General features: G+C 61.3%; 21 protein-coding genes. 7 read left to right on the top strand and 14 right to left on the bottom strand.

Going from position 1 to position 24,390, the window contains the following annotated elements; genetic code table 11:
- Window positions 1–88: 88 nt before the first annotated feature.
- From HU765_RS13470 to HU765_RS13435, 8 genes are all read right to left on the bottom strand, one after another.
- A complete protein-coding gene (locus tag HU765_RS13470; RefSeq protein ID WP_186621069.1) occupies window positions 89–718 on the bottom strand; it encodes a glutathione S-transferase in 630 nt (209 codons plus the stop codon).
- Between the two features lie 182 nt (window positions 719–900).
- Entirely contained in the window at window positions 901–1,080 is a 180-nt protein-coding gene (locus HU765_RS13465) for a hypothetical protein (RefSeq protein WP_186621068.1), read from the bottom strand.
- On the bottom strand, window positions 1,077–2,207 hold the full coding sequence (locus tag HU765_RS13460; RefSeq protein ID WP_186621067.1) for a PepSY domain-containing protein: 1,131 nt from the start codon (window positions 2,205–2,207) through the stop codon (window positions 1,077–1,079). The genes HU765_RS13465 and HU765_RS13460 overlap by 4 nt, the downstream gene beginning before the upstream one ends.
- A 74-nt stretch (window positions 2,208–2,281) precedes the next feature.
- A complete protein-coding gene (locus tag HU765_RS13455; protein WP_186621066.1) occupies window positions 2,282–4,708 on the bottom strand; it encodes a TonB-dependent siderophore receptor in 2,427 nt (808 codons plus the stop codon).
- Window positions 4,709–4,944: 236 nt separating this feature from the next.
- A complete protein-coding gene (locus HU765_RS13450; protein WP_186621065.1) occupies window positions 4,945–5,919 on the bottom strand; it encodes a FecR family protein in 975 nt (324 codons plus the stop codon).
- Window positions 5,916–6,392 (bottom strand): RNA polymerase sigma factor, encoded by a 477-nt coding sequence (locus HU765_RS13445; RefSeq protein WP_189684247.1) that lies wholly within the window; start codon window positions 6,390–6,392, stop codon window positions 5,916–5,918. The genes HU765_RS13450 and HU765_RS13445 overlap by 4 nt, the downstream gene beginning before the upstream one ends.
- A gap of 204 nt (window positions 6,393–6,596) precedes the next feature.
- A complete protein-coding gene (locus HU765_RS13440; RefSeq protein WP_186621064.1) occupies window positions 6,597–7,304 on the bottom strand; it encodes a 3'-5' exonuclease in 708 nt (235 codons plus the stop codon).
- A complete protein-coding gene (locus tag HU765_RS13435) occupies window positions 7,301–9,241 on the bottom strand; it encodes a DUF294 nucleotidyltransferase-like domain-containing protein (RefSeq protein ID WP_186621063.1) in 1,941 nt (646 codons plus the stop codon). The genes HU765_RS13440 and HU765_RS13435 overlap by 4 nt, the downstream gene beginning before the upstream one ends.
- A gap of 251 nt (window positions 9,242–9,492) precedes the next feature.
- Here HU765_RS13435 and HU765_RS13430 point away from each other — a divergent pair, with 251 nt between their 5' ends.
- Window positions 9,493–9,939: a response regulator gene (locus HU765_RS13430; protein WP_186621061.1), complete on the top strand. Its 447-nt coding sequence runs from the start codon at window positions 9,493–9,495 to the stop codon at window positions 9,937–9,939.
- 208 nt (window positions 9,940–10,147) lie between these two features.
- On the opposite strand, the gene HU765_RS13425 is transcribed toward HU765_RS13430, so the two are convergent.
- Entirely contained in the window at window positions 10,148–12,325 is a 2,178-nt protein-coding gene (locus HU765_RS13425; RefSeq protein WP_186621059.1) for a malate synthase G, read from the bottom strand.
- A 655-nt stretch (window positions 12,326–12,980) separates the two neighbouring features.
- On the opposite strand from HU765_RS13425, the gene HU765_RS13420 reads away from it, so the two are divergent.
- Window positions 12,981–13,499, top strand: coding sequence for a glycine cleavage system protein R (locus tag HU765_RS13420; RefSeq protein ID WP_186621058.1), 519 nt, complete (start codon window positions 12,981–12,983; stop codon window positions 13,497–13,499).
- Between the two features lie 223 nt (window positions 13,500–13,722).
- Here the strand turns inward: HU765_RS13420 and rarD are convergent, their stop codons facing one another.
- The 5 genes from rarD to HU765_RS13395 all read right to left on the bottom strand — a co-directional run bounded on the left by rarD (window position 13,723) and on the right by HU765_RS13395 (window position 19,613).
- Entirely contained in the window at window positions 13,723–14,610 is an 888-nt protein-coding gene (gene rarD / locus HU765_RS13415; RefSeq protein WP_186549172.1) for an EamA family transporter RarD, read from the bottom strand.
- A 206-nt stretch (window positions 14,611–14,816) separates the two neighbouring features.
- Window positions 14,817–15,791, bottom strand: a complete 975-nt coding sequence (locus HU765_RS13410) for a serine/threonine protein kinase (protein ID WP_186621057.1) — start codon at window positions 15,789–15,791, stop codon at window positions 14,817–14,819.
- Between the two features lie 166 nt (window positions 15,792–15,957).
- Window positions 15,958–17,859, bottom strand: coding sequence for a PhoX family phosphatase (locus tag HU765_RS13405; RefSeq protein WP_186621052.1), 1,902 nt, complete (start codon window positions 17,857–17,859; stop codon window positions 15,958–15,960).
- A gap of 70 nt (window positions 17,860–17,929) precedes the next feature.
- Entirely contained in the window at window positions 17,930–18,694 is a 765-nt protein-coding gene (locus tag HU765_RS13400; protein WP_186621050.1) for a TOBE domain-containing protein, read from the bottom strand.
- 184 nt (window positions 18,695–18,878) lie between these two features.
- On the bottom strand, window positions 18,879–19,613 hold the full coding sequence (locus HU765_RS13395; protein ID WP_186621048.1) for a ComF family protein: 735 nt from the start codon (window positions 19,611–19,613) through the stop codon (window positions 18,879–18,881).
- 90 nt (window positions 19,614–19,703) lie between these two features.
- Here HU765_RS13395 and bioB point away from each other — a divergent pair, with 90 nt between their 5' ends.
- From bioB to bioD, 5 genes are all read left to right on the top strand, one after another.
- Window positions 19,704–20,759, top strand: coding sequence for a biotin synthase BioB (gene bioB / locus HU765_RS13390; RefSeq protein WP_186550843.1), 1,056 nt, complete (start codon window positions 19,704–19,706; stop codon window positions 20,757–20,759).
- Between the two features lie 159 nt (window positions 20,760–20,918).
- Window positions 20,919–22,097 (top strand): 8-amino-7-oxononanoate synthase, encoded by a 1,179-nt coding sequence (gene bioF, locus HU765_RS13385; protein WP_186621046.1) that lies wholly within the window; start codon window positions 20,919–20,921, stop codon window positions 22,095–22,097.
- Window positions 22,090–22,821: an alpha/beta fold hydrolase gene (locus HU765_RS13380; RefSeq protein WP_186621044.1), complete on the top strand. Its 732-nt coding sequence runs from the start codon at window positions 22,090–22,092 to the stop codon at window positions 22,819–22,821. The genes bioF and HU765_RS13380 overlap by 8 nt, the downstream gene beginning before the upstream one ends.
- Entirely contained in the window at window positions 22,814–23,623 is an 810-nt protein-coding gene (bioC, locus tag HU765_RS13375) for a malonyl-ACP O-methyltransferase BioC (protein WP_186621042.1), read from the top strand. Before HU765_RS13380 ends, bioC begins: the two co-directional genes overlap by 8 nt.
- Window positions 23,620–24,300 carry a dethiobiotin synthase gene (bioD, locus tag HU765_RS13370; RefSeq protein ID WP_186550851.1) on the top strand — a complete coding sequence of 227 codons (681 nt, stop codon included), beginning with the start codon at window positions 23,620–23,622 and terminating at the stop codon, window positions 24,298–24,300. Before bioC ends, bioD begins: the two co-directional genes overlap by 4 nt.
- The last annotated feature ends 90 nt before the right edge of the window (window positions 24,301–24,390 follow it).

The raw sequence follows: 24,390 nt of genomic DNA, 5'->3' as shown, positions 1-24,390 counted from the left end.
ATCGCGAGCAGGCTCACTCCTACAGGGGAACGCGGCCAACTGTGGGAGCGAGCCTGCTCGCGATAGGGGCCGAGCAAGCGCCGCAGAATCAGGACTTGGGCATTGTCGCAACCATGGACGGTCGCTGACTCACCTCAAAATACCAGTTGGCCAGTTGCGGATTGGCCGCGCGCCAGTCCAGGTCGGGGAAGCGCAGATCCAGATAGCCCAATGCGCAGGCAACACTAATCGCCGCGACATCGAAATGGCTGGTCAGCTCGGCGATCGCATCCTTTTCCAGCACGGCCAGGGCGCGACGAATCTTGTCGCGCTGGGCGTCGAGCCATTCGTCCCAGTGCTTCTCTACCGGACGCAAAACGGTTTCGTATCGCACCATCACCGAGGCATCCATGATCCCGTCGGCCATCGACGCCAGGGTCAACCGCCGCCAGCGCGCCGCGCCTTCGCGGGGGATCAGCGGGTTGCCGACGTGCTGCTGGTCGAGGTATTCGAGGATCACCCGGCTGTCATGGATGACGTTGCCATCGGCCAGGCGCAGGGCGGGGATCTTGCTCAGCGGGTTGTCGGCGATCAGCGCCGGGTCCGGGCTGACCGGGCTGAGCACACAGTCTTGCAGGGCGACGCGATCCTGCTGACCGGTTTCGTGCAGCAGCACCATGACCTTGCGGACGAAGGGCGACAGGGTGTTGTGGTACAGGGTCATGCTGGGGGCGGACATGTTCAAGCCTCGGTGGTCGTCGAAGAGCAGGAGGTTAGCCTAGTCAGATAGTGATCGGCTGGCGAGGCATTGATGGTGTAATCACTGGCGCCTTCGCGAGCAAGCCCGCTCCCACATGGGAACGCATTCCAAATGTGGGAGCGGGCTTGCTCGCGAAGGGGCCACGTCAGGCAATACAAAAATCACCCGCGTTGCAGGAAGCCTCTTATCGCCAGGAATGCCGGCACGCCAAGCCCGACCCAGCTCAACGCATCCCAGAGTCCGTCCCCGAGCAACGCCGCAAACAACCCCCCGGCACTGAGCAGCGCAATCACAATCGGCGTGCTGAAGACTTTCCAGAAACTCGACTGACGCGGTTTCATGCCGAAGCCTCCGTGGTTTCCAGCACCGGTCTGGCCGCTTTACGCCGCACCACCCACAGATACACGCCGCTCGCCAGCACAACGATAGTCAGCACATCCAGCGTCGCCCAAAGGATCTTCATCGGCATGCCGCCGTAATCACCGAAGTGCAGCGGCTGCGACATGCCCATGGCGTCCATGTACCACGGGCGTTCGGCCACGGCGGTGACTTGCAGGGTCGTGGCATCGATCAGCACCGGCGTCAGCAGGTGCGAGGTCAGGTGCGTGCCGCCCTTCATGAACACCGAGTAATGGTGTTCGCTGGAAAATCGTGTGCCGGGGAAAGCGATGAAGTCGGGTTTCATGCCCGGTGCCACTTCAGCGGCGATATCGAGCAGGCGCGTGGCCGGTGCCAGTCTGGTTAGCGGCGGTGCATCGCGATACGGTGCGATCAGCGTGGTCAGCGCGTCGTTGCGCCACGCGGCGATCAGCAGGTCGGCGCAGGCGCTGATCACCCCGGTCACGCCCACCACCAGGCACCACGTCAGCGTCACGACGCCAATCAGGTTATGCAGGTCGAGCCAGCGCAGGCGTGTGGATTTGTCTTGGCGCACGGTGGCGAATTTCAAGCGGCGCATGAACGGCAGGTACAGCACCGTTCCGGAGACAATCGCCACGACAAACAGCAGACCCATGAACGCCAGCAGCAGCTTGCCAGGCAATCCGGCAAACATGTCGACATGCAGGCGCAGGATGAACAGCATCAAGCCGCCGTTGGCCGAAGGCGTTTCCAGCGCTTCACCGGTGCGTGCATCGAGCATGAACGTGTGGGAAGCGTTCGGCTCGGTGCCGGCGGTTTTTGCCATGATGGTCAGCACGGCGTTCGGCTCATCGTCGTCGAAACCGAAGTACTGCACGACATCATCGGGGCGATGTTTTTCGGCCGCTGCGACCAACTGCGCCAGATTCAGCCGCGGTGTGTCGGCCGGCATCTCGCGCACTTCAGGCGCATCGCCGAGCAGGTGCTCGATCTCGTGATGGAAAATCAGCGGCAGACCGGTCAATGCCAGCATCAGCAGAAACACGGTGCAAATCAGGCTGGTCCAGGTGTGGATGAACGACCAGCGACGAATTGTTTTACTTTTCATTTCATGACCTTCAAAAGCACCAAAGCCGTCCACGGAGGACGGCCTGGTAACAGGGCCTGTTTCAGCTCACTGGCTTACCATTTGTAAGTCGCGCTGGCGACCACGCTGCGCTGGTCGCCGTAATAGCAATAGAAGCCGTCGCAGGTGGAAATGTAGTCTTTATCGAACAGGTTGGTCGCGTTGACTGCCAGCGACGCGCCTTTGAGGCTGTTGTCCAGGCGGCCGAGGTCGTAATGCACCGAAGCGTCGAACACGGTGTAGGCGTCAGCCTTGCCCAGCCAGGTGTTGGCCTTGTCGCCGTAGGTATTGCCGGTGTAACGCACGCCGGCGCCCACGCCGAAACCGTCAAGCACGCCGGTGTGCCAGGTGTAGTCGGTCCACAGCGAGGCTTGCTGGTTCGGCATCAATTGCAGGCGGTTGCCCTTGTCGACGCCGTTCTGCACTTCGGACTTGGCCAGGGTGTAGGCGGCGATGACTTTCAGGTTGTCGGTCACGTCGGAGACCGCTTCCAGTTCCAGGCCCTTGACCTTCACTTCGCCGGCCTGGCTGGTGATCGAGACATTGTTGACGAAGGTGTTGACCGACACGTTCTTCTGGGTGAGGTCATACACGGCGGCGGTCAGCAGGGTCTTGCTGCCCGGTGGCTGGTATTTGATACCCAGTTCCCACTGCTTGCCTTCGGTTGGCTTGAGCGAACCGGTCGAGGTGGCGTCAGCGCCCGTGGTCGGCTGGAAGGATTCGGCATACGACAGGTACGGTACAAAGCCGTTGTCGAACACGTAACTGAGCGCGGCGTTGCCGCTGAACTGTTTGTCGCGCTGAGTATTTGTCGCATCGCCCTTGTTGAAGAACTCAGTGCTGGTGTGCACCCAGTCTTCACGGCCGCCGAGGGTCAGGCGCCATTGGTCGAGGGCCATCTGGTCCTGGACGTAGAGACCGGTCTGGAAGGTTTTCTGGTTGTAGTCGTAAAACGCTGTGGAGCGCGCCGGGCGCACGATTGGCTGGCCGTAGATCGGCGTGATCACGTTGGTGGTCAGGCCATCGCCGAAGATTGAGGTGTAGTTGGTGTTGCTGCGCTGGTGGTCCAGGCCCAGCAGCAGGGTGTGGCGGATATCACCGGTAGAGAAGTCGGCCTGGAAGTTGTTGTCGACGGCGAACTGGCTGATGTCCTCGTCGACGCTCGTGCTGGTGCGGCCGACGTTGCCCTGCTCATCCACGGTCGTGAACGGGTAGGAACCGGGCGTCAGCGACTGGAACGACAAATCCGACTTGGTATAACGCAGGTTCTGCTTGAACTGCCAGACATCGTTCAACCGATGCTCAAAGGCGTAACCCAGCGCGTAGTAAGTGCGGTCGTAATATTCCCAGTCCGGATCGCCGAGATTTTTATGGTGAGAAATATCACCGAACGGCGATTTGATTTTGGTGCCCTGGATCGGCAAAAACTGGCTGGTGATGCCGGTATCGTCGCGGGTGAACTGGCTCAGCAGGGTGAATTTGGTGTCGTCATCGATATTCCAGGTCAGGCTCGGCGCGATGTTGTAGCGCTTGTTGTCGACATGATCGACCTGCGTGCCGCTGTCGCGCACCACGCCGCTGATGCCGTAGAGAAACTGCCCGGCGTCATCGATCTTGCCGGTGCTGGCAAAGTTGATCTGGCGATGATTGTCGCTGCCGTATTGCAGCTGGATTTCGCTGCTGGTTTCGGCGCTGGGACGCCGGCTGACCATGTCGAGCAGGCCGCCCGGCGGGGTCTGGCCGTACACCGACGAGGCCGGGCCGCGCAGCAGGGCGAGGCGGTCAAGGTTCCAGGTTTCCTGTTTCGGGTTGGCGTACACGCCTTTGGGCAGCGGCAGGCCATCGAGGAACTGGGTCGGTTCGAAACCGCGTACACGCAGCCAGTCGGTGCGCGTGTCGCTGCCATAGCTGCTGGCGGTGATACCCGGCATGTAGCGCACGGCGTCATCGAGGCTGTGCACGCTGCGGTCGTCCATTTGCTGACGGGTGGCAACGGAAATCGAACGCGGTGCTTCGACCAGTGCAGTGTCGGTCTTGGTACCGGCGGCGGTGCGGGTCGCGGTATAGCCCTCGACCGGGCCCCAGGCACTTTCCAGGTTTTCCACGCCGATGATCGCGGTTTCCGGCAGGGCCATCGTGCCGTCGGGCACGGCCACCAGGGTGAAGGTGCCGGCGCTGCTTTGTTCCAGTTGCAGACCGGTGCCGCGCAGCGCTGCACGCAGGGCGCCGGCAGGGTCATATTGACCGTTGACCGGCGCCGAGGTCTTGCCGGCCGCCAGCGACGGGTTCAGCGACAGCGCGAGGCCGCCCTGGCTGGCGATCTGGTTCAGCGTGGTCGACAGCGGCGCCGCCGGCAGGCTGTAGGCGCGCACGCTGGACGCTTGTTCAGCAGCGAGCAGCGGGCTGCTGATCAGCGGTGTCCCGCAAGCAATGGCAATGGCAAGCAGACTGGGACGCAACAAGGTGTCTAGCGAACGGGACATACGGCGGCTCCTGAATGGAAATATTTCTCAATTGCCTGTGTGCCGGACGAGATTCGAAAAGTGATAGGGCTGGGTGGAAATTATTTCGGTTTACCGGGGCTGCCGATATCTGGGTTGAGCCTGTTTCTGGTGCTGTGGCTAACGGCCCATTCGCGAGCAAGCCCGCTCCCACAAGGAGAATGCATTTCAAATGTGGGAGGGGGCTTGCTCCCGAAGGCGGCCGCTCAGACGCCGCATTACTCGGGTTTGGTCTCAGCCTTCGCCACAGTCACCCAATACTGTGTATGCCGCTCGATCTGCACTGGCAGGGTCGGCAGCAATGCACTCAGCGCTTTATCGGTGTCATGCAACGGGAAGCTGCCGGTGATGCGCAGGTCCGCCACGTCCGGCGCCACGCCCAGATGGCCGCGCCGATAGCGTCCCAGCTCCTGCACCAGATCCCCTAGCCGCGCGTTATCCACCACCAGCATGCCGCGCGTCCACGCATCGGCGCCGGGGTTGAGCGCGACAATTGAGCCCAGCCCGTCGCTGCGCAGCAGCACTTGCTGGCCTTCGCGCAGAATCTGTTCTGCCGGGTTGCCTTGCGCCTGTGCGGCGACCGCCGACTGCAACACGCTCAGGCGCGTGCCTTGCTCTTCGCGCTTGACCAGAAACCGTGTACCCAGAGCGCGCATGCTGCCTTCGCGGGTTTCGACGATGAACGGCCGCGCATCGCCATGGCCAGTCTCGACGAGGATTTCGCCTTCCTGCAGCACGACCAAACGGCGCTGCTCATCGAAGCGCACATCCACCGCGCTGTGGGTGTTGAGATTGAGCAGGGTGCCATCGGGCAAGCGTAGGGTGCGCTGTTCGCCGGTAGCGGTGCGCTGATCGGCGAGCCAGTAGTCCAGCGGCAGATAACGCTCACTGACAAATAACCCCAGACCGATGATCACGACGACGCTGGCCAGCCCGCTGCCGAGTTTGCGCACGCGCCGACGGATGCCTTCGCGCGATTGCAGCAACGCACTTCGGGCCGGGCCCTTGGCGACGCTGAAACGCTGATCGAGCATGCCCAACTGGCGCCAGGCGCGGGCATGCTCTTCATGGGCCGCGTGCCATTTGGCGAATTCCTCACGCTCCAGCGCGGTGCTCGAATCGAGGGTCAACTGCCAGGCAATCGCCGCGTCCAGCACATGGGCCGGTACCGGTCTGGAACTGGCCGGGCTCATGTCGGCTCACCGTACAACGCCACGTAACACTGGCGCAGGCCTTGCGCCAGATACTGCCGCACGCGCGGCACCGAGACACCCAGCTTGTCGGCGATTTCGGCGTGGCTGAGGCCATCGAGGCGGTTATAAAGGAAGGCGGCGCGGGCCTTGGTCGACAGCTTGCCGAGCAGGCGGTCGATGGCCTTGAGGTCGTCGAGGATCATCTGCTGTTCTTCCACCGACGGTTGTTCGCCCGCGGGGATCAGCATCAACTCGGTGAGGTAGGCCTGTTCCAGCGCGGCGCGACGGAAATAATCGAACAGCAGGCCTTTGGCGATCGCCACCAGAAATGCCCGTGGCTCACGTGGTGTCAGCAGCTCGTCGCGGTTGAGCAGGCGCACAAAGGTGTCCTGGCTCAAATCTTCGGCACGCTGCGGACATGCCACATTGCGCCGCAACCACGCCAGCAGCCAAGCGCGATGATCGCGATACATCGCACCGACGAGCTCACTGCGGGGACTTGGGACTGACGACACCGGACATCACCGATTGGGAAATATTAACTAACGCGAATTGTTCGCGATTCTGGCAGAGGTGGGAATGGTTAGCAATTGGCCACTGGTCAGGTGATATGAGGCAACGCGCTGCCTTGTGAGAGCGAGCCTGCTCGCGAAGGCGGCCGGACAGGCGTCGAAAAGCTAAAAGGACGGTGCCTGCTGCCGTCGCTTCCACTGACCCAGCCGCTGCTGCAGATTCAACGGACTGTGAATCTGCTGCGCCCGCGCCCGGCTGAACAGAATCAACGCCAGTTCCGCCGTGGCCAGCGCATCGGCACTCGCGTTATGCCGCTCGAACACTTCAAGCCGGAACCACTCGATCCATTCATCCAGGCCGGCTTCGCGAATGTTCGCTTGTGGACACAACAGTGGCGCGATATCCGCCACATCCAGAAACACATGCTGCAACTTATGCCCCAGATGTTCCTTCAACGCGCGCCCGAGCATGTGCTGATCGAATGGCGCATGGAACGCCAGCAACGGGCTGTCGCCGACAAACTCCATGAACTCCACGAGGGCCTCGGCCGGGTCACTGCCGGCGGCAATCGCATTTGGCCCCAACCCATGAATCAGCACGCTTGGGCTGACCTTCAACTCACTATATTGCAAGGTGCGCTCGAACTGCTGGCTGAAATCAACCGCGCCGTCCTCGATGGCCACCGCGCCAATCGACAGCACGCGGTCCTTGTTGATATTGAGGCCGGTGGTTTCCAGATCCAGCACCACCCAACGCTGCTCGCGCAGGCTGCATTCGCTCAGCCCGGTGATGACTGGCAACTTTGCCAGCCGCTGCTGTAAATCCACCGACACCACCGGGCTGGCCGGGCGCAGCCAGGAAAACAGGCTCATAGCTGATACCGCAAGGTCAGGCTGCTTTGCAGACGCTGCGCCTGGCGCAGGGATTCACGCAGGATGCGCCGGTCCAGATGATTGAGGCTGTCGGGATCGACGCGGTTGGAGTACGGCAGATTCTCGCGGGTCTGTAATTGATGCTGTTGCATCCGCGTTTGCTGAATGAAGTGATAGGCCTCTTCGTATGCGGCGCCGTCCAGCGGCTCGATCACCTCTTTGTCCACCAGTTGGCGGAAGCGTTCGAGGGTGTTGTTGGCGTCGATGCCGTTGGCCAGCGCCAGCAAGCGGGCGCCATCCACGAACGGCGTCAGGCCCTGGATTTTCAGATCCAGCGTGGCTTTCTCGCCATTCTTGCGTGCCAGCACGAACTCACGGAATCGGCCCACCGGCGGGCGATTGCGCAGCGCGTTTTCAGCCAGCATGCGCTGGAACAAACGGTTGTCGCCGACCTGCTCGAGAATGCCTCGGCGCAATTGCTCGCAGCCTTGCTCATCGCCCCAGACCACGCGCAGGTCGAAATAAATGCTTGAGCCCAACAGGTTCTCTGGCGTCGCCTCTCGAATAAATGCCGCGAAGCGCCGCGCCCATTCGGCCCGCGACAGACACAGCTCGGGGTTGCCGGCCATGATGTTGCCCTTGCACAGGGTGAAGCCACACTGCGCCAGACTCTGGTTGATCTGCTGGGCAATCGGCAGCAACCTGCCGCGGATCTCCGCTGCGTGCACCGCATCGCGGGCGTCGAACAGGATGCCGTTGTCCTGATCGGTGTGCAGCGTTTGCTCGCGGCGACCTTCACTGCCGAAACACAACCAGCTGAACGGTACGCCGGGATCGCCTTTTTCGGCGAGGGTCAGCTCGATCACCCGGCATACGGTGTGATCGTTGAGCAAGGTGATAATGTGAGTGATCTGCGTTGAGGATGCGCCGTGGGCGAGCATGCGTTCGACCAGTTGGCCGATCTCACCGCGCAGGATCACCAGTTGCTCAACCCGCTGGGCACTGCGAATCGTTCGGGCCAGGTGGACCAGATCGACCCGTTGCAGACTGAACAGATCGCGCTCGGAGACCACGCCACACAGGCGCTGATCCTTGACCAGGCAAACGTGCGCAATGTGCCGCTCGGTCATGGCGATCGCTGCGTCGAATGCGCTGTGATCCGGTGACAGATAGAATGGCGCGCGGGTCATATGCTGTTCGATGGCATCGCTGAAATCGCCGGCACCTTCGGCCACCACATGGCGTAGATCGCGCAGAGTAAAAATCCCCAGCGGCGCCTTGTGCTCATCCACCGCGACGATGCTGCCGACCTGTTGCTCGTGCATCAGCTTTACCGCCTCGCGCAATGGCGTGTCCGCGCTGCACGTTACCGGATGCCGCATCGCCAGCTCACCCAGTCGGGTGTTCAGCGAATATTGCGTGCCGAGGGTTTCCACGGCTTTTTGCTGCACCTGCTGGTTGACCTGATCGAGCAGGCTGCTGACCCCGCGCAAAGCGAAATCACGGAAGGTGCTGGAGAGCGCGAACAGTTTGATGAACGCCAGTTTGTTCAGTTGCAGGCAAAAAGTATCTTCACCCGCCAGATGTTCGGTGCGTGTGGCGCGCTCACCGAGCAGGGCCGCCAGCGGAAAGCATTCGCCGGTGGTGATTTCAAAGGTGGTTTCGGTGCCGGGTTTGGTGATGTGCTGGCGTTCGCCGACCACGCGACCCTGCTTGACGATATGGAAATGTTCGACCGGGCCGTCGGCGGGTTTGATGATGCTCTCGCCCTGGGCGAAAAAACGCAGCTGACATTGCTCCACCAGATAAGCGAGGTGGGCGTGTTCCATCTGATTGAAGGGCGGGAAGCGCTGGAGGAATTGCAGGGTGCCCTGAATATTCTGCAAAACCGCGGTTTTCCCTGCCTGGGTGAAGGCGTCCGCTTTACTCATAACCATTACCGCAGTCTTTTTCGAATTGTTGTTGTCGGATCGTGGCAACCATGGTCTTCCCCCACAGGCGGGGTGCCCATTGGACGTAAGTCTAGGTTTTGCCACCATTGGCAACATTTCGGAAATACCCTACGCAAAAGCCCGGAAAAGCGTGCCGTTGCCCCTTGGAAAAAAATCCGACGAAGTGCACATTGAAGCGCTGTCTGGCGATGTCTGACGACTTGCCAGATGATTGTTTGGAACACTTAGAGAACGCCATGTCCGACCACGATATTTTGAGCGATGCCGAGCGTGAAGCGCTCAGCGCAGTGATGCTCGAACCCGATCTGCCGCCGCAGCGTGTCTTGATCGTCGACGACGACAAGGATGCCCGGGAACTGTTGTCGGAAATTCTCGCGCTGGACGGGATTCGCTGCATGACCGCGGCCAGCGGTGAAACCGCGCTGAAAATGCTCGACGAAAAGCCTTCGATCGGGCTGGTGATTACCGATCTGCGCATGGGCAACGTCGATGGCCTGGAGCTGATCCGGCAGGTTCGCGAGTCGGTGCGTGCAGCGATGCCGATCATCATTGTCTCCGGCGATGCCGACGTGAAAGACGCGATCGAGGCGATGCATCTGAGCGTGGTGGATTTTCTGCTCAAGCCGATTGATACGGAGAAGCTGCTCGGTCTGGTGAAACACGAATTGGGCATTGAACCCTGACATTGCGAATCAATGAAAATCCAATGTGGGAGCGGGCTTGCTCGCGAATGCGGACCGGCATTCAACATTGATGTCGACAGACAGGGCGCTTTCGCGAGCAAGCCCGCTCCCACATTGGCTCTCGAGTGATAGTAGAATTTCGGTTCTCCAATGAAAAAGGCCCTGATCTCTCGATCAGGGCCTTTTTCGTTTCCAGCATCAGCGCAAATTACAGACCATTCGCAGCCTTGAACTCACGACGACGACGGTGCAACACCGGCTCGGTGTAGCCGTTCGGCTGTTGGGTGCCTTCGATCACCAGTTCGACCGCCGCCTGGAAGGCGATGTTGCGGTCGAAATCCGGGGCGAGCGGACGATACAGCGGGTCGTTGGCGTTCTGACGGTCGACCACCGGCGCCATGCGCTTGAGGCTTTCCATGACCTGGTCCTGGGTGACGATGCCGTGGCGCAACCAGTTGGCGATGTGCTGGCTGGAAATACGCAGCGTCGCACGGTCTTCCATCAGGCCGATGTCATTGATGTCCGGCACTTTCGAACAACCGACGCCCTGATCGATCCAGCGCACCACGTAGCCAAGAATGCCCTGGGCGTTATTGTCCAGTTCGTGCTTGATCTGCTCTGGCGTCCAGTTCGGGTTCACTGCCAGCGGGATGGTCAGGATGTCGTCCACCGAGGCGCGTGCACGTTTGGCCAGTTCGGCCTGACGGGCGAACACGTCGACCTTGTGATAATGCAGCGCGTGCAGCGCAGCGGCGGTCGGCGATGGCACCCAGGCGGTGTTGGCGCCGGCCAGTGGGTGAGCGATTTTCTGTTCAAGCATCGCAGCCATCAGGTCCGGCATCGCCCACATGCCTTTACCGATTTGCGCGCGACCTTGCAGGCCGGTGCTCAAACCGATATCGACGTTCCAGTTCTCATAGGCGCCGATCCACTTCTCGGCCTTCATGTCAGCCTTGCGCACCACTGGGCCGGCTTCCATGGAGGTGTGGATTTCGTCGCCGGTGCGGTCGAGGAAACCGGTGTTGATGAACACCACGCGCTCGCTCGCGGCCTGGATGCAGGCCTTGAGGTTGACCGTGGTGCGGCGTTCCTCGTCCATGATCCCGACTTTCAGGGTGTTGCGCGGCAAGCGCAGGACATCTTCGATGCGCCCGAACAGCTCGTTGGTGAACGCGGCTTCTTCCGGGCCATGCATCTTCGGTTTGACGATGTAGACCGAACCGGTGCGGGTGTTGCGCCGCGAAGTATTGCCGTTGAGGTTGTGCACCGCCGCCAGGCAAGTGACCAGGCCGTCGAGGATGCCTTCCGGCACTTCGTTGCCGTGCTTGTCGAGGATCGCGTCGATGGTCATCAGGTGACCGACGTTGCGCACGAACAACAGCGAACGGCCGTGCAAGGTGACTTCACCGCCATTGGGCGCGGTGTAGGTGCGATCCGGGTTCATGGTGCGGGTGAAGGTCTGGCCGCCCTTGGCGACTTCTTCCGCCAGGTCGCCCTTCATCAGGCCGAGCCAGTTGCGGTAGATCACCACTTTGTCGTCGGCATCGACGGCGGCCACGGAGTCTTCGCAGTCCATGATGGTGGTCAGCGCCGCTTCCATCAGGATGTCTTTGACGCCGGCGGCATCGGTCTGGCCGACCGGGGTGCTGGCATCGATCTGGATTTCGAAGTGCAGGCCGTTGTGCTTGAGCAGAATCGCGATCGGCGCGTTGGCGTCGCCCTGGAAACCGATCAGCTGAGCGTCATCGCGCAGGCCGCTGTTGCTGCCGCCCTTCAGCGTTACCACCAGTTTGCCGTCAGCGATTTTGTAGCCGGTCGAATCGACGTGGGAACCGGCAGCCAGCGGTGCCGCTTCGTCGAGGAAGGCCCGGGCAAAGGCGATGACTTTGTCGCCACGCACCTTGTTGTAGCCTTTGCCTTTTTCCGCGCCACCTTCTTCGCTGATCGCGTCGGTGCCGTAGAGGGCGTCATACAGCGAACCCCAGCGAGCGTTCGAGGCATTGAGTGCGAAGCGAGCGTTCATCACCGGCACCACGAGTTGCGGGCCGGCGGTACGAGCGATTTCATCGTCGACGTTTTGCGTCGTGGCCTGGAAATCAGCCGCTTCTGGCAGCAGATAACCGATCTCTTGCAGGAAAGCCTTGTACGCCACGGCGTCGTGAGCCTGGCCGGCATGCTGCTGGTGCCAGGCATCGATGCGCGCCTGGAAGTCATCGCGTTTGGCGAGTAGGGCTTTGTTCTTCGGCGCCAGGTCGTGAATGACCTTGTCGGCACCGTCCCAGAATTGTTCGGCGGTGAGGCCGGTACCGGGAATGGCTTCGTTGTTCACGAAGTCGAACAGGACTTTGGCGACCTGCAGGCCACCGACTTGAACGTGTTCAGTCATTGCTTGCCTCACTCTGCTCAGCTATTTCGCTTTTCAGCTCTTCAATATGGAAATGAAGCCTCGGGCCATTTAAACCACAAACCTGCCGACCAGTACATGCCATTGCGGGCGGCTGGGCTGGGACCAATCAACGGCTTGGGGGCCTTGCTGACAGGGCTTTCAGGGTTGCGGACGGGCCTTGGGCAGACATCGATCCAGCGTTATGTAGTGCGCGCTGCGGCATACTACATGATGAGTTGCGCTTGTGAAAATCAGACTAATTACGTCGTTCTGCGACCTCATGTCGCATTGCGGTCACATCGCGGAACGGGATGTTCTCAAAAAACTGTTGGATTGTTCCAGCTAAATATCGAAAGTTGTACACATAAATGCTGTTTGGCTGCTATGGCGCAGTTTTGGCGTCTCCACCTTTGGGGCGAGGGATCTGTGGCGAGGGGATTTATCCCCGTTGGGTGGCGAAGCCGCCCCTGCGCTCTGCCAGGCAGACGCAATTGGCAGGATTTACGACTGCTGCGCAGCCGGACGGGGATAAATCCCCTCGCCACAGGTCATCGTCTGCAGATGGTTTCCAATTCCAGCACCGGGTCGGGCTGAATCAACGCCCTTGCCTATACTTGCCCTTCGATAACAAAAGTCATGACAAGAGGGCTGCGCCATGGACCATCTCGTACTCACGGTTTTCGCCCCGGACAAGCCCGGGCAGGTCGAGCGCATCGCCCAGTGCATTGCCGAGCACGGCGGCAACTGGCTGGAAAGCCGCATGTCGCGGATGGCGGGGCAATTCGCGGGGATTCTGCGTGTGGGTGTGCCGGCGGAGGCTTACGACGAATTAGTCGATTCCTTACAGGCGCTGGCGGCGCACGGTATCCGCGTGCTGATCGCCGAGAGCGGTGTCGAGCAATCCTGCACCTGGAAACCGATCGCCATGGAACTGGTTGGCAATGATCGCCCCGGCATCGTGCGCGACATCACACGGTTGTTGAGCGAGCAGGGCGTGAATCTGGAAAGGCTGGTGACGGAGGTGCGTCCGGCCCCGATGAGCAGCGAATCGCTGTTTCACGCCGAAGCAACACTCGCGGTGCCGCTGACGTTATCGCTGGACGTCTTGCAAGCGCGGCTGGAAACCCTGGCCGATGATCTGATGGTCGAGTTGGTGTTACGCACAGACGTTTAACGGCCGTTGAGGTTATCCAGTTTTAACGTGCACCTGCCTGTGGATAACCTGTAGAGACAGCCCGCAACCCCATAGTGGCCGTGGCTTTGCCAAGGTTGATCAAAAAACCGCCAGTTTTCAGTGAGTTGCACACAAACGGCGGGGATCACGCTGTGGATAACCTTGGGAAGGAACGCTGCAGGCCACGATAACCGTGGCCTGTGGTGGTTTGTGCGTTTTTTGATCAGCTGCGCCGGCGCAGACTTATCCACGCGTCGACGCTGTAAACGGCCAGACCGGCCCAGATAAACATGAACGCCACCAGCGTGCTGGACGACAAGTGCTCGCCGAACAGCAGCACAGCTTGCAGCAGCACCAGCGTCGGCGCGATGTATTGCAGGAAACCGATGGTGGTGTAGGGCAGATGGCGGGTGGCGGCGTTGAAACACACCAGCGGCACCAGTGTCACCGGCCCGGCGGCCACCAGCCACCAGGCCTCGGAGGTGGTCCAGAATGCCGGTTGCACGCTGGTCGCGGTCTGGTTGAACAACAACCAGGCGATAGCGATCGGCACCAGCATCCAGGTTTCCACCACCAGCCCCGGCAATGCCTTGACCGGCGCCTGCTTGCGGATCAGCCCGTAGAAACCGAACGTCAGCGCCAGGGCCAGCGACACCCACGGCAAACTGCCGACCTGCCACACCTGCTGCGCCACGCCAACGGCCGCCAGGCCGACCGCCACCCACTGCATGCGCCGCAGACGCTCACCGAGAATCACCATGCCCAACAGCACATTGACCAGCGGATTGATGTAGTAACCCAGGCTGGCCTCAAGCATGCGGCCGTTATTCACCGACCACACGTAGGTCAGCCAGTTGGCCGCGATCAGCGTGCCGCTCAAGGCGAGAATCGCCAGACGCTTGGGATTGTCGAGCAACTCGCGCAGCCAGCCGGGGTGCTTCCACACCATCAGCAACAGCGCGCCGAACAGCGCCGACCACAGCACTCGATGAATGATGATCTCGACGGCCGGCACTTCGGCGATGGCTTTGAAATAGATCGGGAACAGGCCCCAGATGATGTAGGCGCTCAGGCCCAGAATGTACCCGCGACGCGGGTTGGCGGCTTGCATGCAGAATCCTTGCTCAGGCAACTGACAAAGGAGGGATTGTAAGGAGATTTGTCTGCAAATGTCGTAGCCCAATGTTCATGGAATTGTGAACACCGGAAAATGTGGGAGGGGGCTTGCTCCCGAAAGCGGTGTATCAGCCAACATCATTGTTGAATGTCGATCCGCTTTCGGGAGCAAGCCCCCTCCCACATTAGCCAAACGTTGAATCAGAACAGTTTCAGCGGCTCTTCATTGAGCGCCGCCAGTTGCTCACGCAGCGCCAGCACCTGATCGCCCCAATACCGTTCCGTACCAAACCACGGAAAGCTGTGCGGAAACGCCGGGTCATCCCAGCGCCGCGCCAGCCAGGCGCTGTAGTGCATCAGGCGCAGGGCGCGCAGCGGTTCGATCAGCGCCAGCTCGCGCGGATCAAAATCGTGGAATTCGTTGTAGCCGTCCATCAACTCCGACAACTGCCCCAGACATTCCTGACGATCGCCGGCGAGCATCATCCAGATGTCCTGCACTGCCGGACCCATGCGGCAGTCGTCGAGGTCGACGATGTGGAACATCTCGTCGCGGCACATCATGTTGCCGGGGTGGCAGTCGCCGTGCATGCGGATGTTCTGGTGCGGCGTGGCGGCATAGACGTCTTCGACGCGCTTGAGCAGGTCGCGGGCGACGGACTCATAGGCCGGCAGCAGGCTTTTCGGAATGAAGTTGCCTTCGAGCAGGGTCTTCAGCGAAGCATGACCGAAGTTCTGCACGGCGAGGGCTTCACGGTGTTCGAATGGCTTGGTGCCGCCCACCGCATGCATGCGCCCGAGCAACTGACCCAGGCGATAGAGCTGATCGAGATTGCCCGGCTCCGGCGCGCGGCCACCACGGCGCGGAAACAGGGTGAAACGGAAGCCGGCATGTTCGTGCAGGGTTTCGCCGTTATGGATCAGCGGCGCGACCACCGGAATGTCGATGTCTGCCAGTTCGAAGGTGAACTGGTGTTCTTCGAGGATGGCTTCGTTGGTCCAGCGCTGCGGACGATAGAACTTGGCGATCAGCGGCTCGGAATCTTCGATGCCGACCTGGTAAACGCGATTCTCGTAGCTGTTGAGCGCCAGAATGCGTGCATCACTCAGAAACCCGATGCTTTCAACGGCATCGAGGACAAGGTCGGGTGTGAGGGTTTCAAACGGGTGGGCCATGCTGACTCCTGCGCGCAGCAGGCTGCTGCGTCCGGCCCGGCATGGTAGCGCAGATGGCAGGCATTGAGGGGGTTGGTGTCTGTGCCGACGCCATCGCGAGCAGGCTCACTCCTACATTTGCAACGCATTCCCCTGTAGGAGTGAGCCTGCTCGCGATGAGGGTGTATCAGGCGCCGACGATCCCGCCATCCTCACGGGTAATCGCCATCACCGACGAGCGCGGCTTGCCATTGGGCAGATGCTCGGGGAAGGTCGAGCCACCGTTTTCGCCCGGGTGCTGAATCCCGACAAACAGGGTTTTCTGATCCGGCGAGAAGCTGATGCCGGTGACTTCGCAACCTACCGGCCCGACCATGAAGCGGCGAATTTCACCGGTCTTGGGATCCGCGCAAAGCATCTGGTTGTTGCCCATCCCGGCAAAGTCGCCGGCGTTGCTCGAATCACCGTCAGTGAGAATCCACAGGCGCCCCGCCTTGTCGAAACCGAGACCATCGGGGCTGTTGAACATGTTTTGCGGGGTGATGTTGGACGAGCCGGCTTTTGGCGTCCCGGCATGTACGCCCGGGTTGCCAGCGACCACAAACAGGTCCCAGGCAAAGGTCTTCGAGCCATGATCGTCGCGGTCGGTGCGCCAGCGCAGGATCTGCCCGTAGACGTTTTTCGCGCGCGGGTTCGGTCCGCCCACCGGTTGCCCGTCTTCGCCGCGCTTGGCGTTGTTGGTCAGGGTGCAATAGACCTGCCCATCCTTGGGACTGACGACGATCCATTCCGGGCGGTCCATGCGCGTCGCGCCCACTACGCTGGCGGCGAGGCGTGCGTGAATCAACACTTCGGCCTGATCGGCAAAACCGCTGCTGGCGTCGATGCCATTCTTGCCGTGGGTCAGTTCGACCCACTGGCCCTGGCCTTTCGGGTGATCAGGGTTGTTGTCGCCGGCATCGAATTTCGCCACGTACAAGGTGCCGTGATCGAGGATGTCGCGATTGGCCTTCTGGTTGCGGTGGTTGATGCGGTCGCGACTGACGAACTTGTAGATGAACTCGCCACGCTCGTCGTCGCCCATGTACACCACGGCGCGACCGTCGCTGGTCTCGGCCAGTGCGGCGTTTTCGTGTTTGAAGCGGCCCAGTGCGGTGCGCTTGACCGGGGTCGATTGCGGATCGAACGGATCGATCTCGACCACCCAGCCATGACGGTTGAGTTCGTTGGGGTTTTTGGCCATGTCGAAGCGCGGATCGTGCGGGTGCCAGTTGATGTCTTTGCTGGTGGCAACGACGCCGTAGCGCTTTTGCGCGGCATCGAATTGTTGTTGCGCGTTGCTGCTGCCGAAACAGTCGGTGAAGTTTTCTTCGCAGGTCAGGTAAGTGCCCCACGGCGTCTTGCCGTTGGCGCAGTTCTGGAAGGTGCCGAGGACTTTTTTGCCGTGCTTGTCGGCGGCGGTTTTCATCAAGTCGTGGCCGGCGGCCGGCCCGCTGATGCGCAGCGGCGAGTTGCCGTGAATGCGGCGGTTGTAGCGCGAGCCCTGAACGAACTGCCACTGGCCGTTCCTGCGCTGGACTTCGATCACCGACACGCCTTCGCAGGCCAGCGCCTTGCGCACATCTTCGGCCGACTGCGGCATGCCGCCGTGCGGGTACAGATAACGGTAGTTGGTGTATTCGTTGTTGATTGCCATCAACGCGCGGTTTCGGTCGTCAGGGAAAGCGAACAGGCTCATGCCGTCGTTGTTGTCGCCGAACTGTACTTCCTGCGCGGCGGCCGTGCCGTTGCCGCTCGGATCGAAGGCCGGACCGTTCTTGTGCAGCGGCTGGCCCCAACTGATCAGCACCGAGGATTTGTAGCCCTTCGGCAGGCTGATGGCGTCAGTGGTTGCCGCCGGGATGCTCTCGAAACCGAGCAAGCGGCTGGTGCCGGCACTGACGCTGGCGGCCAGCGCGCTGCGGCTCAGCAGGTTGCCGCCAAGAAACATCGCCGCGCCGCACAAGGCACCGGCGCCGATGAAGCCGCGACGGCTGAGGCCGACGATTTTTTCCAGATCGGTGGATTGGTTTTCTTCTAACAGGCTCATCTCAGGCTCCCTGCATGGTTGTGGCGAACACCTTAATGCGGGGCGATGACGTTTTTGTTGCAGGGCCGGATCAGAGTGGGGTGCCGATCAGTACGTTGGACGGCGAAAACTGCACCTGCGCGGGTTGCCCGACGGCCAGGCCCTGACGACGCAAATGCAGCGGTTCGGCCAAGGCGCAAAGAGTGTGGCCGTTGGGCAAAGAGATGCGAACCTCGCTGGGGCCATCCTCGGCATCAAGGACCGCTTCGATGATGCCGCGCAGGACATTGTGTCCGGGCGCTGCCGGTTGATCGTTGCCCAGCAATTCGAGCCAGCCGGCCTTGATCAGCGCCACCACTTCCGTGCCGTTTTGCAATTCCAGATGCACGGTGCTGTCGTGGGTGATCTGCGCGTCGAGGCCCAGGCCTTCAGCGAGTTCGAGGCGAATCAGGTCATTGCGACCCTGTGCCTGAATCGACACGACCCTGCCATGCAACTGATTGCGCGCACTGGTCCGGAGCATCAGCCGCCCGAGCAAATCGAGATCGCTGGCGTCTTCCGCCGCTTCCAGCACCTGCGCCTGCAAGGCTTGCAGCTTCTGATACAGGCGCAGCACACGCTCGCCCTCAAGGGTCAGCCTGGCGCCGCCGCCACCCTTGCCGCCGACGACACGTTCGACCAGAGGTTTCTGCGCAAGGTTATTCAGCTCATCAATCGCATCCCATGCCGCTTTGTAACTGAGCCCGGCGCTCTTCGCCGCACGGGTGATCGAGCCCTGTTCGGCGATGTGTTGCAACAGAGCGATGCGTTGCGGGCGGCGGACGATGTGTTGGGACAAGAGAGAAAGCATGGACATATCTGCGGCGCTTTTGACTTGGGCGGTGAATTGGACGTTGGCCACTTGCAACGCATGAGTCAAGCCGAACACAAAACCTGTAGGAGTGAGCCTGCTCGCGATGACGGTGGATCAATCAGCATAGATGTAAGCAGTGCCGACGCTATCGCGAGCAGGCTCACTCCTACAGGGGATCTAGTGGGCTTCAGGCGCCGGGTTTCGGCGTGCGGGCGAGGCAATACACATCTACCCGCGCCGCACCTGCGTCCATCAACAACCGCGCCAGCGCCTGAGCAGTCGCACCGGTGGTCAGCACATCATCCACCAGCGCCCAATGCCGCCCCTTCACATCGGCATCCGGCGCCAACGCGAAGGCGTTGCGCAAATTGCGTTGGCGCGCCTTGGCATCCAGATCCTGCTGGGCATCGGTGTCCACGATCCGCCGCAAAAGCTGCTCTTCATACGGCAAGTCCAGCGAAACACTCAACCAGCGCGCCAGCATCGCCGCCTGGTTGAAGCCGCGTTGACGCAGGCGTTTACGCGCCAGCGGCACCGGCAATAACCCGTCAGGACGCGGCAAGCCTTCATCGAAGCGATGTTGCAGGTATTGCCCGAGAACGTCGGCGAGCAAGTGACCAAACGGCCATTTCGCGTTGTGTTTAAAGCGGGTGATCAGGCTGTCCACCGGGAAGCCATAAACCCAGGGTGCGGCGACCTGCTCAAAGGTCGGCGGCTCTAGCAGGCACTCTGCGCACGTCAGCCCGTCTGCGGCCAACGGCAAAGCGCAGCTCTGGCAATGGCTAACGAGCCAGGGCAGTTCGCTTTCACACGCCACACACATTGGCATTTGTGCTTCGGCGGGCTCATCGCAGAGCAGGCAGGTCTGTATGTTTTTTAAACAGATGTAAACCGTACCTTCGTAACGTGGTTGACAGTGCATGCGTCTTCCTTAAATATGCCGAACATCCGTGTAGCGCCTGTGGGTATTCCATTCCCGCAGCGCCAGCCAAGCATAACCAAGGAACTCCCCATGAGTGCGAGCACCACCGCCACCCTGCGTCACGACTGGTCACTGGCCGAAGTCAAAGCGCTCTTCGTACAGCCATTCAACGACTTGCTGTTCCAGGCGCAAACGGTGCATCGGGCCCATTTCAACGCCAACCGCGTGCAGGTCTCGACCTTGCTGTCGATCAAGACCGGTGCCTGCCCCGAAGACTGCAAGTACTGCCCGCAGTCCGGGCACTACAACACCGGTCTGGAAAAAGAGAAGTTGATGGAAGTGCAGAAGGTCCTTGAAGAGGCGGCACGCGCCAAGGCCATCGGCTCGACGCGCTTCTGCATGGGCGCGGCGTGGAAACATCCGTCAGCCAAAGACATGCCGTATGTGTTGAAAATGGTTGAGGGCGTCAAAGCCCTGGGCCTGGAAACCTGCATGACCCTCGGTCGCCTCGATCAGGAACAGACCGAAGCGCTGGCCAGGGCCGGTCTCGATTACTACAACCACAACCTCGACACCTCGCCGGAGTTCTACGGCAGCATTATCACTACCCGCACGTACAGCGAGCGCCTGCAGACGCTGGCTTATGTACGTGAGTCAGGGATGAAAATCTGCTCCGGCGGCATTCTCGGCATGGGCGAATCGCTGGATGACCGCGCCAATCTGCTGATCCAGTTGGCCAACCTGCCCGAGCACCCGGAATCGGTGCCGATCAACATGCTGGTGAAAGTCGCCGGAACGCCGCTGGAAAACGCCGACGACGTCGATCCGTTCGACTTTATCCGCATGCTCGCCGTGGCGCGCATTCTCATGCCGCAATCCCACGTGCGCCTGTCCGCCGGCCGCGAGGCGATGAACGAGCAGATGCAGGCCCTGGCGTTTTTTGCTGGCGCCAACTCGATTTTCTACGGCGATAAATTGCTGACCACCGCCAACCCGCAGGCGGACAAGGACATGCAGCTGTTCGCACGTCTGGGCATCCAGCCGGAAGCTCGCGAAGAACACGCCGATGAGGTTCACCAGGCCGCGATCGAGCAGGCACTGGTCGAGCAGAAGAGTAGCGAGCAGTTCTATAACGCTGCGGTTTAAGAACTGCGCGGATTCCTCTGAAGGAATGCAAAACCCCTGTGGGAGCGGGCTTGCTCGCGAAAGCGTCAGTCCAGTCGACATCACCGTTGAATGTCACACAGCATTCGCGAGCAAGCCCGCTCCCACAGGGACCTGCGTCATTTGAACATCGAGGCCTGCATGTCTTTCGATCTCGCCGCACGCCTTGCTGCCCGCCGCGCGGAAAATCTCTATCGCCAGCGTCCGCTGCTGGAGTCCCCTCAGGGGCCCGAAGTAATAGTCGACGGTAAGCCGTTGCTCGCCTTTTGCAACAACGACTATCTGGGCCTGGCCAATCATCCGCAGGTGATCGAAGCCTGGCGCGCTGGCGCCGAGCGTTGGGGCGTCGGCGGTGGCGCGTCGCATCTGGTGATCGGTCACAGCGGCCCGCATCACGCCCTGGAAGAAGCGCTCGGCGATCTCACCGGCCGGCCCCGTGCGCTGCTGTTCACCACCGGTTACATGGCCAACCTCGGCGCCGTCACGGCGCTGGTCGGGCAGGGCGATACCGTGCTGGAAGATCGTCTCAATCATGCATCGTTGCTTGACGCCGGTCTGTTGTCCGGGGCGCGTTTCAATCGCTATCTGCACAACGACGCGACAAGCCTGGCCAAGCGCCTGGAGAAAGCCACAGGCAACACGCTGGTGGTCACCGACGGTGTGTTCAGCATGGACGGAAACCTCGCCGACTTGCCGTCGCTGGCGCGAGAGGCCAAGGCCAAAGGCGCGTGGCTGATGGTCGACGATGCCCATGGCTTCGGCCCGTTGGGCGCCAACGGAGGTGGCATCGTCGAGCATTTCGGCTTGAGCCAGGACGATGTACCGGTGCTGGTCGGTACCCTCGGCAAAGCCTTCGGCACCGCCGGGGCATTTATCGCTGGCAGCGAAGAACTCATCGAAAGCTTGATCCAGTTTGCCCGCCCATACATCTACACCACCAGCCAGCCGCCCGCGCTGGCCTGTGCGACGCTGAAAAGCCTCGAGCTGCTACGCACTGAACACTGGCGTCGTGAGCACTTGCAGACACTGATCCGCCAGTTCCGCCAAGGCGCCGAGCAGATCGGGCTTGCGCTGATGGACAGCTTCACGCCGATCCAGCCGATCCTGGTCGGCGACGCGGGCCGTGCGCTGCGGTTGTCGCAAATGCTGCGCGAGCGCGGGCTGATGGTCACGGCCATTCGTCCCCCGACCGTGCCTGCCGGCAGCGCGCGATTAAGAGTGACCTTGACCGCCGCCCACAGCGAGGCGCAGGTGCAGCTATTGTTAGAAGGACTGGCCGATTGCTTTGCCCAACTGTCATCGGAGCCCTGCCATGCGTAATCGCCTGATTCTGCTGCCCGGCTGGGGCCTCGGTGTCTCGCCGATGGAACCCTTGGCGGCGGCGCTGCGGGGACTCGATGAACATCTGCAGGTCGACATCGAACCGTTGCCGGAGCTGGACTCCAGTGACCTGCAGGACTGGCTCGATGAACTCGATGAGCGCATCCCTCAGGATATCTGGCTCGGTGGCTGGTCGCTGGGTGGCATGCTCGCGTCAGGGCTGGCGGCGCGGCGCGGCGAGCGCTGCTGCGGCGTGGTGACGCTGGCGAGTAATCCGTCCTTCGTCGCTCATGAACAGTGGCCGAACGCGATGACCGGGGCGACGTTCGAGGCGTTTCTCGCCGGGTGCAGCGCCGATCCTCGGTTGACCCTCAAACGTTTTGCGCTGCTGTGCACCCAAGGTGCGGAAGACCCGCGGGGCTTGTCGCGCTTGCTCCTCGGCGGCGCTCCGAACACCACGGCCAATGTGCTGCTGGCGGGGTTGGAACTGCTTGCGCAACTCGACACCCGTGCAGCGTTGCAGGGCTTTCGCGGTCCGCAGTTTCATCTGTTTGCCGGCCTCGATGCGCTGGTGCCGGCCGAGGCGGCGGCAGCGTTGTTCGCCTTGTTGCCCGATATTGAAATCGGTCTGATCGAACAGGCCAGTCATGCGTTTCTCCTGGAGGACCCACACGGAGTGGCGGGTGCGATCCAGGCTTTTCTACACGAGTGCGGTGATGACTGATTTGTCTTTTGGACAACCGAGTGGCTTGCCTGACAAGCGCCAGGTGGCGGCTTCTTTCTCCCGTGCGGCGGCCAGCTACGACAGCGTCGCCGAGTTGCAACGTGATGTCGGTACCCAGTTGCTGCAGCGTCTGCCGGCGGCATTGCAGCCGTCGCGCTGGCTGGATCTGGGCTGTGGCACCGGTTATTTCACTCGCGCGTTGGCCTCGCGTTTTGCCAAGGGTCACGGTTTGGCGCTGGATATTGCCGAGGGCATGCTCAGGCATGCGCGGCCTGTCGGCGGCGCCGAGCATTTTATCGCCGGGGATGCAGAGCGATTGCCGTTGCGGGACTCGACCTGCGATCTGGTTTTCTCCAGCCTCGCGGTGCAGTGGTGCGAGGATTTCGAGGCGGTACTCGGCGAAGCGTTTCGCGTGCTGAAACCGGGCGGGATCTTTGCCTTTACCAGTCTTTGTACGGGGACGCTGATTGAGTTGCGCGATAGCTGGCGGCAGGTCGATGGGCGGGTACACGTCAATCGTTTTCGCGAATTCGCTCGCTACGAGCGACTGTGTGCGGCCAGCGGCTTGCGCACGTTAGAGCTGGATAATCAGCCTCACGTGTTGCACTACCCGGACGTGCGCAGCCTGACCCATGAATTGAAAGCCTTGGGCGCGCACAATCTGAATCCGGGGCGGCCGGGCGGGTTGACGGGGCGAGCCCGAATTCTCGGTCTGGTCGAGGCTTATGAACGTTTCCGTGAGGCGTCGGGATTGCCGGCGACTTACCAGGTGGTCTACGCCGTGTTGGAGAAACCGCTATGAGCGCAGCCTGGTTCATCACTGGCACTGATACCGATGTCGGCAAGACCACCGTCGCCGCCGGGTTGCTGCACGCCGCGCGTGCGGCAGGATTGAGTACCGCAGCGGGCAAACCGGTGGCCTCCGGTTGTGACGTCACGCCAAAAGGCCTGCGCAATGCCGATGCGCTGGCGCTGCTGGCCGAATGTTCGATCCCGCTGACTTATCAACAGGTCAATCCGGTGGCGTTCGAACCGGCGATCGCTCCCCATCTGGCGGCGCGGGAAGCGGGCGTGGCGCTGACCGTGCAATCGCTGCTGGCGCCGATGCGCGCGATTCTCGCAATGAATGCCGACTTCACCCTCATTGAAGGCGCGGGGGGCTGGCGGGTGCCGTTGGCGGACCAGGATAATTTGTCGGATCTGGCGATTGCGCTGAAGCTGCCGGTGATTTTGGTGGTAGGCGTCAGGCTGGGCTGTATCAGTCATGCGTTGCTGACGGCCGAGGCGATTGCCCGCGACGGCCTGCAATTGGCGGGATGGGTGGCGAACATCATCGATCCGAAGACTTCGCGGTTGGAGGAAAACCTTGCGACTCTGGCCGAGCGCATTCCCGCACCTTGCCTGGGCCGAGTGCCGAAACTCAAGGCGCCGAGTGCCGAAGCGGTGGCCGAGTATTTACAGCTGGATCTGCTCGACTAAGTTTTTCGCTATGACTGGGCACTGTGCCATTAGTGTTTTTGACGGGTGTTTTTCTGGCGTGTCTGCTTCAATGGCTGCCATTGATCCTTT

The organism is Pseudomonas sp. SWRI81 (genome assembly GCF_014268545.1).
Lineage (GTDB): Bacteria > Pseudomonadota > Gammaproteobacteria > Pseudomonadales > Pseudomonadaceae > Aquipseudomonas > Aquipseudomonas hamedanensis.
Note: the sequence above shows the minus strand (reverse complement) of the source record. Positions and strands in the feature narration are given on the sequence as shown.

Coding starts and splice junctions, on each gene's coding strand:
- HU765_RS13445 (WP_189684247.1), bottom strand. CDS start 6,392: ATGTATCGCGATCATCGCGCTTGGCTGCTGGCGTGGTTGCGGCGCAAT.
- HU765_RS13430 (WP_186621061.1), top strand. CDS start 9,493: ATGTCCGACCACGATATTTTGAGCGATGCCGAGCGTGAAGCGCTCAGC.
- rarD (WP_186549172.1), bottom strand. CDS start 14,610: ATGCAAGCCGCCAACCCGCGTCGCGGGTACATTCTGGGCCTGAGCGCC.
- HU765_RS13465 (WP_186621068.1), bottom strand. CDS start 1,080: ATGAAACCGCGTCAGTCGAGTTTCTGGAAAGTCTTCAGCACGCCGATT.
- bioF (WP_186621046.1), top strand. CDS start 20,919: ATGTCTTTCGATCTCGCCGCACGCCTTGCTGCCCGCCGCGCGGAAAAT.
- HU765_RS13380 (WP_186621044.1), top strand. CDS start 22,090: ATGCGTAATCGCCTGATTCTGCTGCCCGGCTGGGGCCTCGGTGTCTCG.
- bioD (WP_186550851.1), top strand. CDS start 23,620: ATGAGCGCAGCCTGGTTCATCACTGGCACTGATACCGATGTCGGCAAG.
- HU765_RS13455 (WP_186621066.1), bottom strand. CDS start 4,708: ATGTCCCGTTCGCTAGACACCTTGTTGCGTCCCAGTCTGCTTGCCATT.
- HU765_RS13435 (WP_186621063.1), bottom strand. CDS start 9,241: ATGGTTATGAGTAAAGCGGACGCCTTCACCCAGGCAGGGAAAACCGCG.
- HU765_RS13440 (WP_186621064.1), bottom strand. CDS start 7,304: ATGAGCCTGTTTTCCTGGCTGCGCCCGGCCAGCCCGGTGGTGTCGGTG.
- HU765_RS13405 (WP_186621052.1), bottom strand. CDS start 17,859: ATGAGCCTGTTAGAAGAAAACCAATCCACCGATCTGGAAAAAATCGTC.
- HU765_RS13470 (WP_186621069.1), bottom strand. CDS start 718: ATGTCCGCCCCCAGCATGACCCTGTACCACAACACCCTGTCGCCCTTC.
- HU765_RS13400 (WP_186621050.1), bottom strand. CDS start 18,694: ATGTCCATGCTTTCTCTCTTGTCCCAACACATCGTCCGCCGCCCGCAA.
- HU765_RS13460 (WP_186621067.1), bottom strand. CDS start 2,207: ATGAAAAGTAAAACAATTCGTCGCTGGTCGTTCATCCACACCTGGACC.
- HU765_RS13395 (WP_186621048.1), bottom strand. CDS start 19,613: ATGCACTGTCAACCACGTTACGAAGGTACGGTTTACATCTGTTTAAAA.
- bioB (WP_186550843.1), top strand. CDS start 19,704: ATGAGTGCGAGCACCACCGCCACCCTGCGTCACGACTGGTCACTGGCC.
- bioC (WP_186621042.1), top strand. CDS start 22,814: ATGACTGATTTGTCTTTTGGACAACCGAGTGGCTTGCCTGACAAGCGC.
- HU765_RS13410 (WP_186621057.1), bottom strand. CDS start 15,791: ATGGCCCACCCGTTTGAAACCCTCACACCCGACCTTGTCCTCGATGCC.
- HU765_RS13450 (WP_186621065.1), bottom strand. CDS start 5,919: ATGAGCCCGGCCAGTTCCAGACCGGTACCGGCCCATGTGCTGGACGCG.
- HU765_RS13420 (WP_186621058.1), top strand. CDS start 12,981: ATGGACCATCTCGTACTCACGGTTTTCGCCCCGGACAAGCCCGGGCAG.
- HU765_RS13425 (WP_186621059.1), bottom strand. CDS start 12,325: ATGACTGAACACGTTCAAGTCGGTGGCCTGCAGGTCGCCAAAGTCCTG.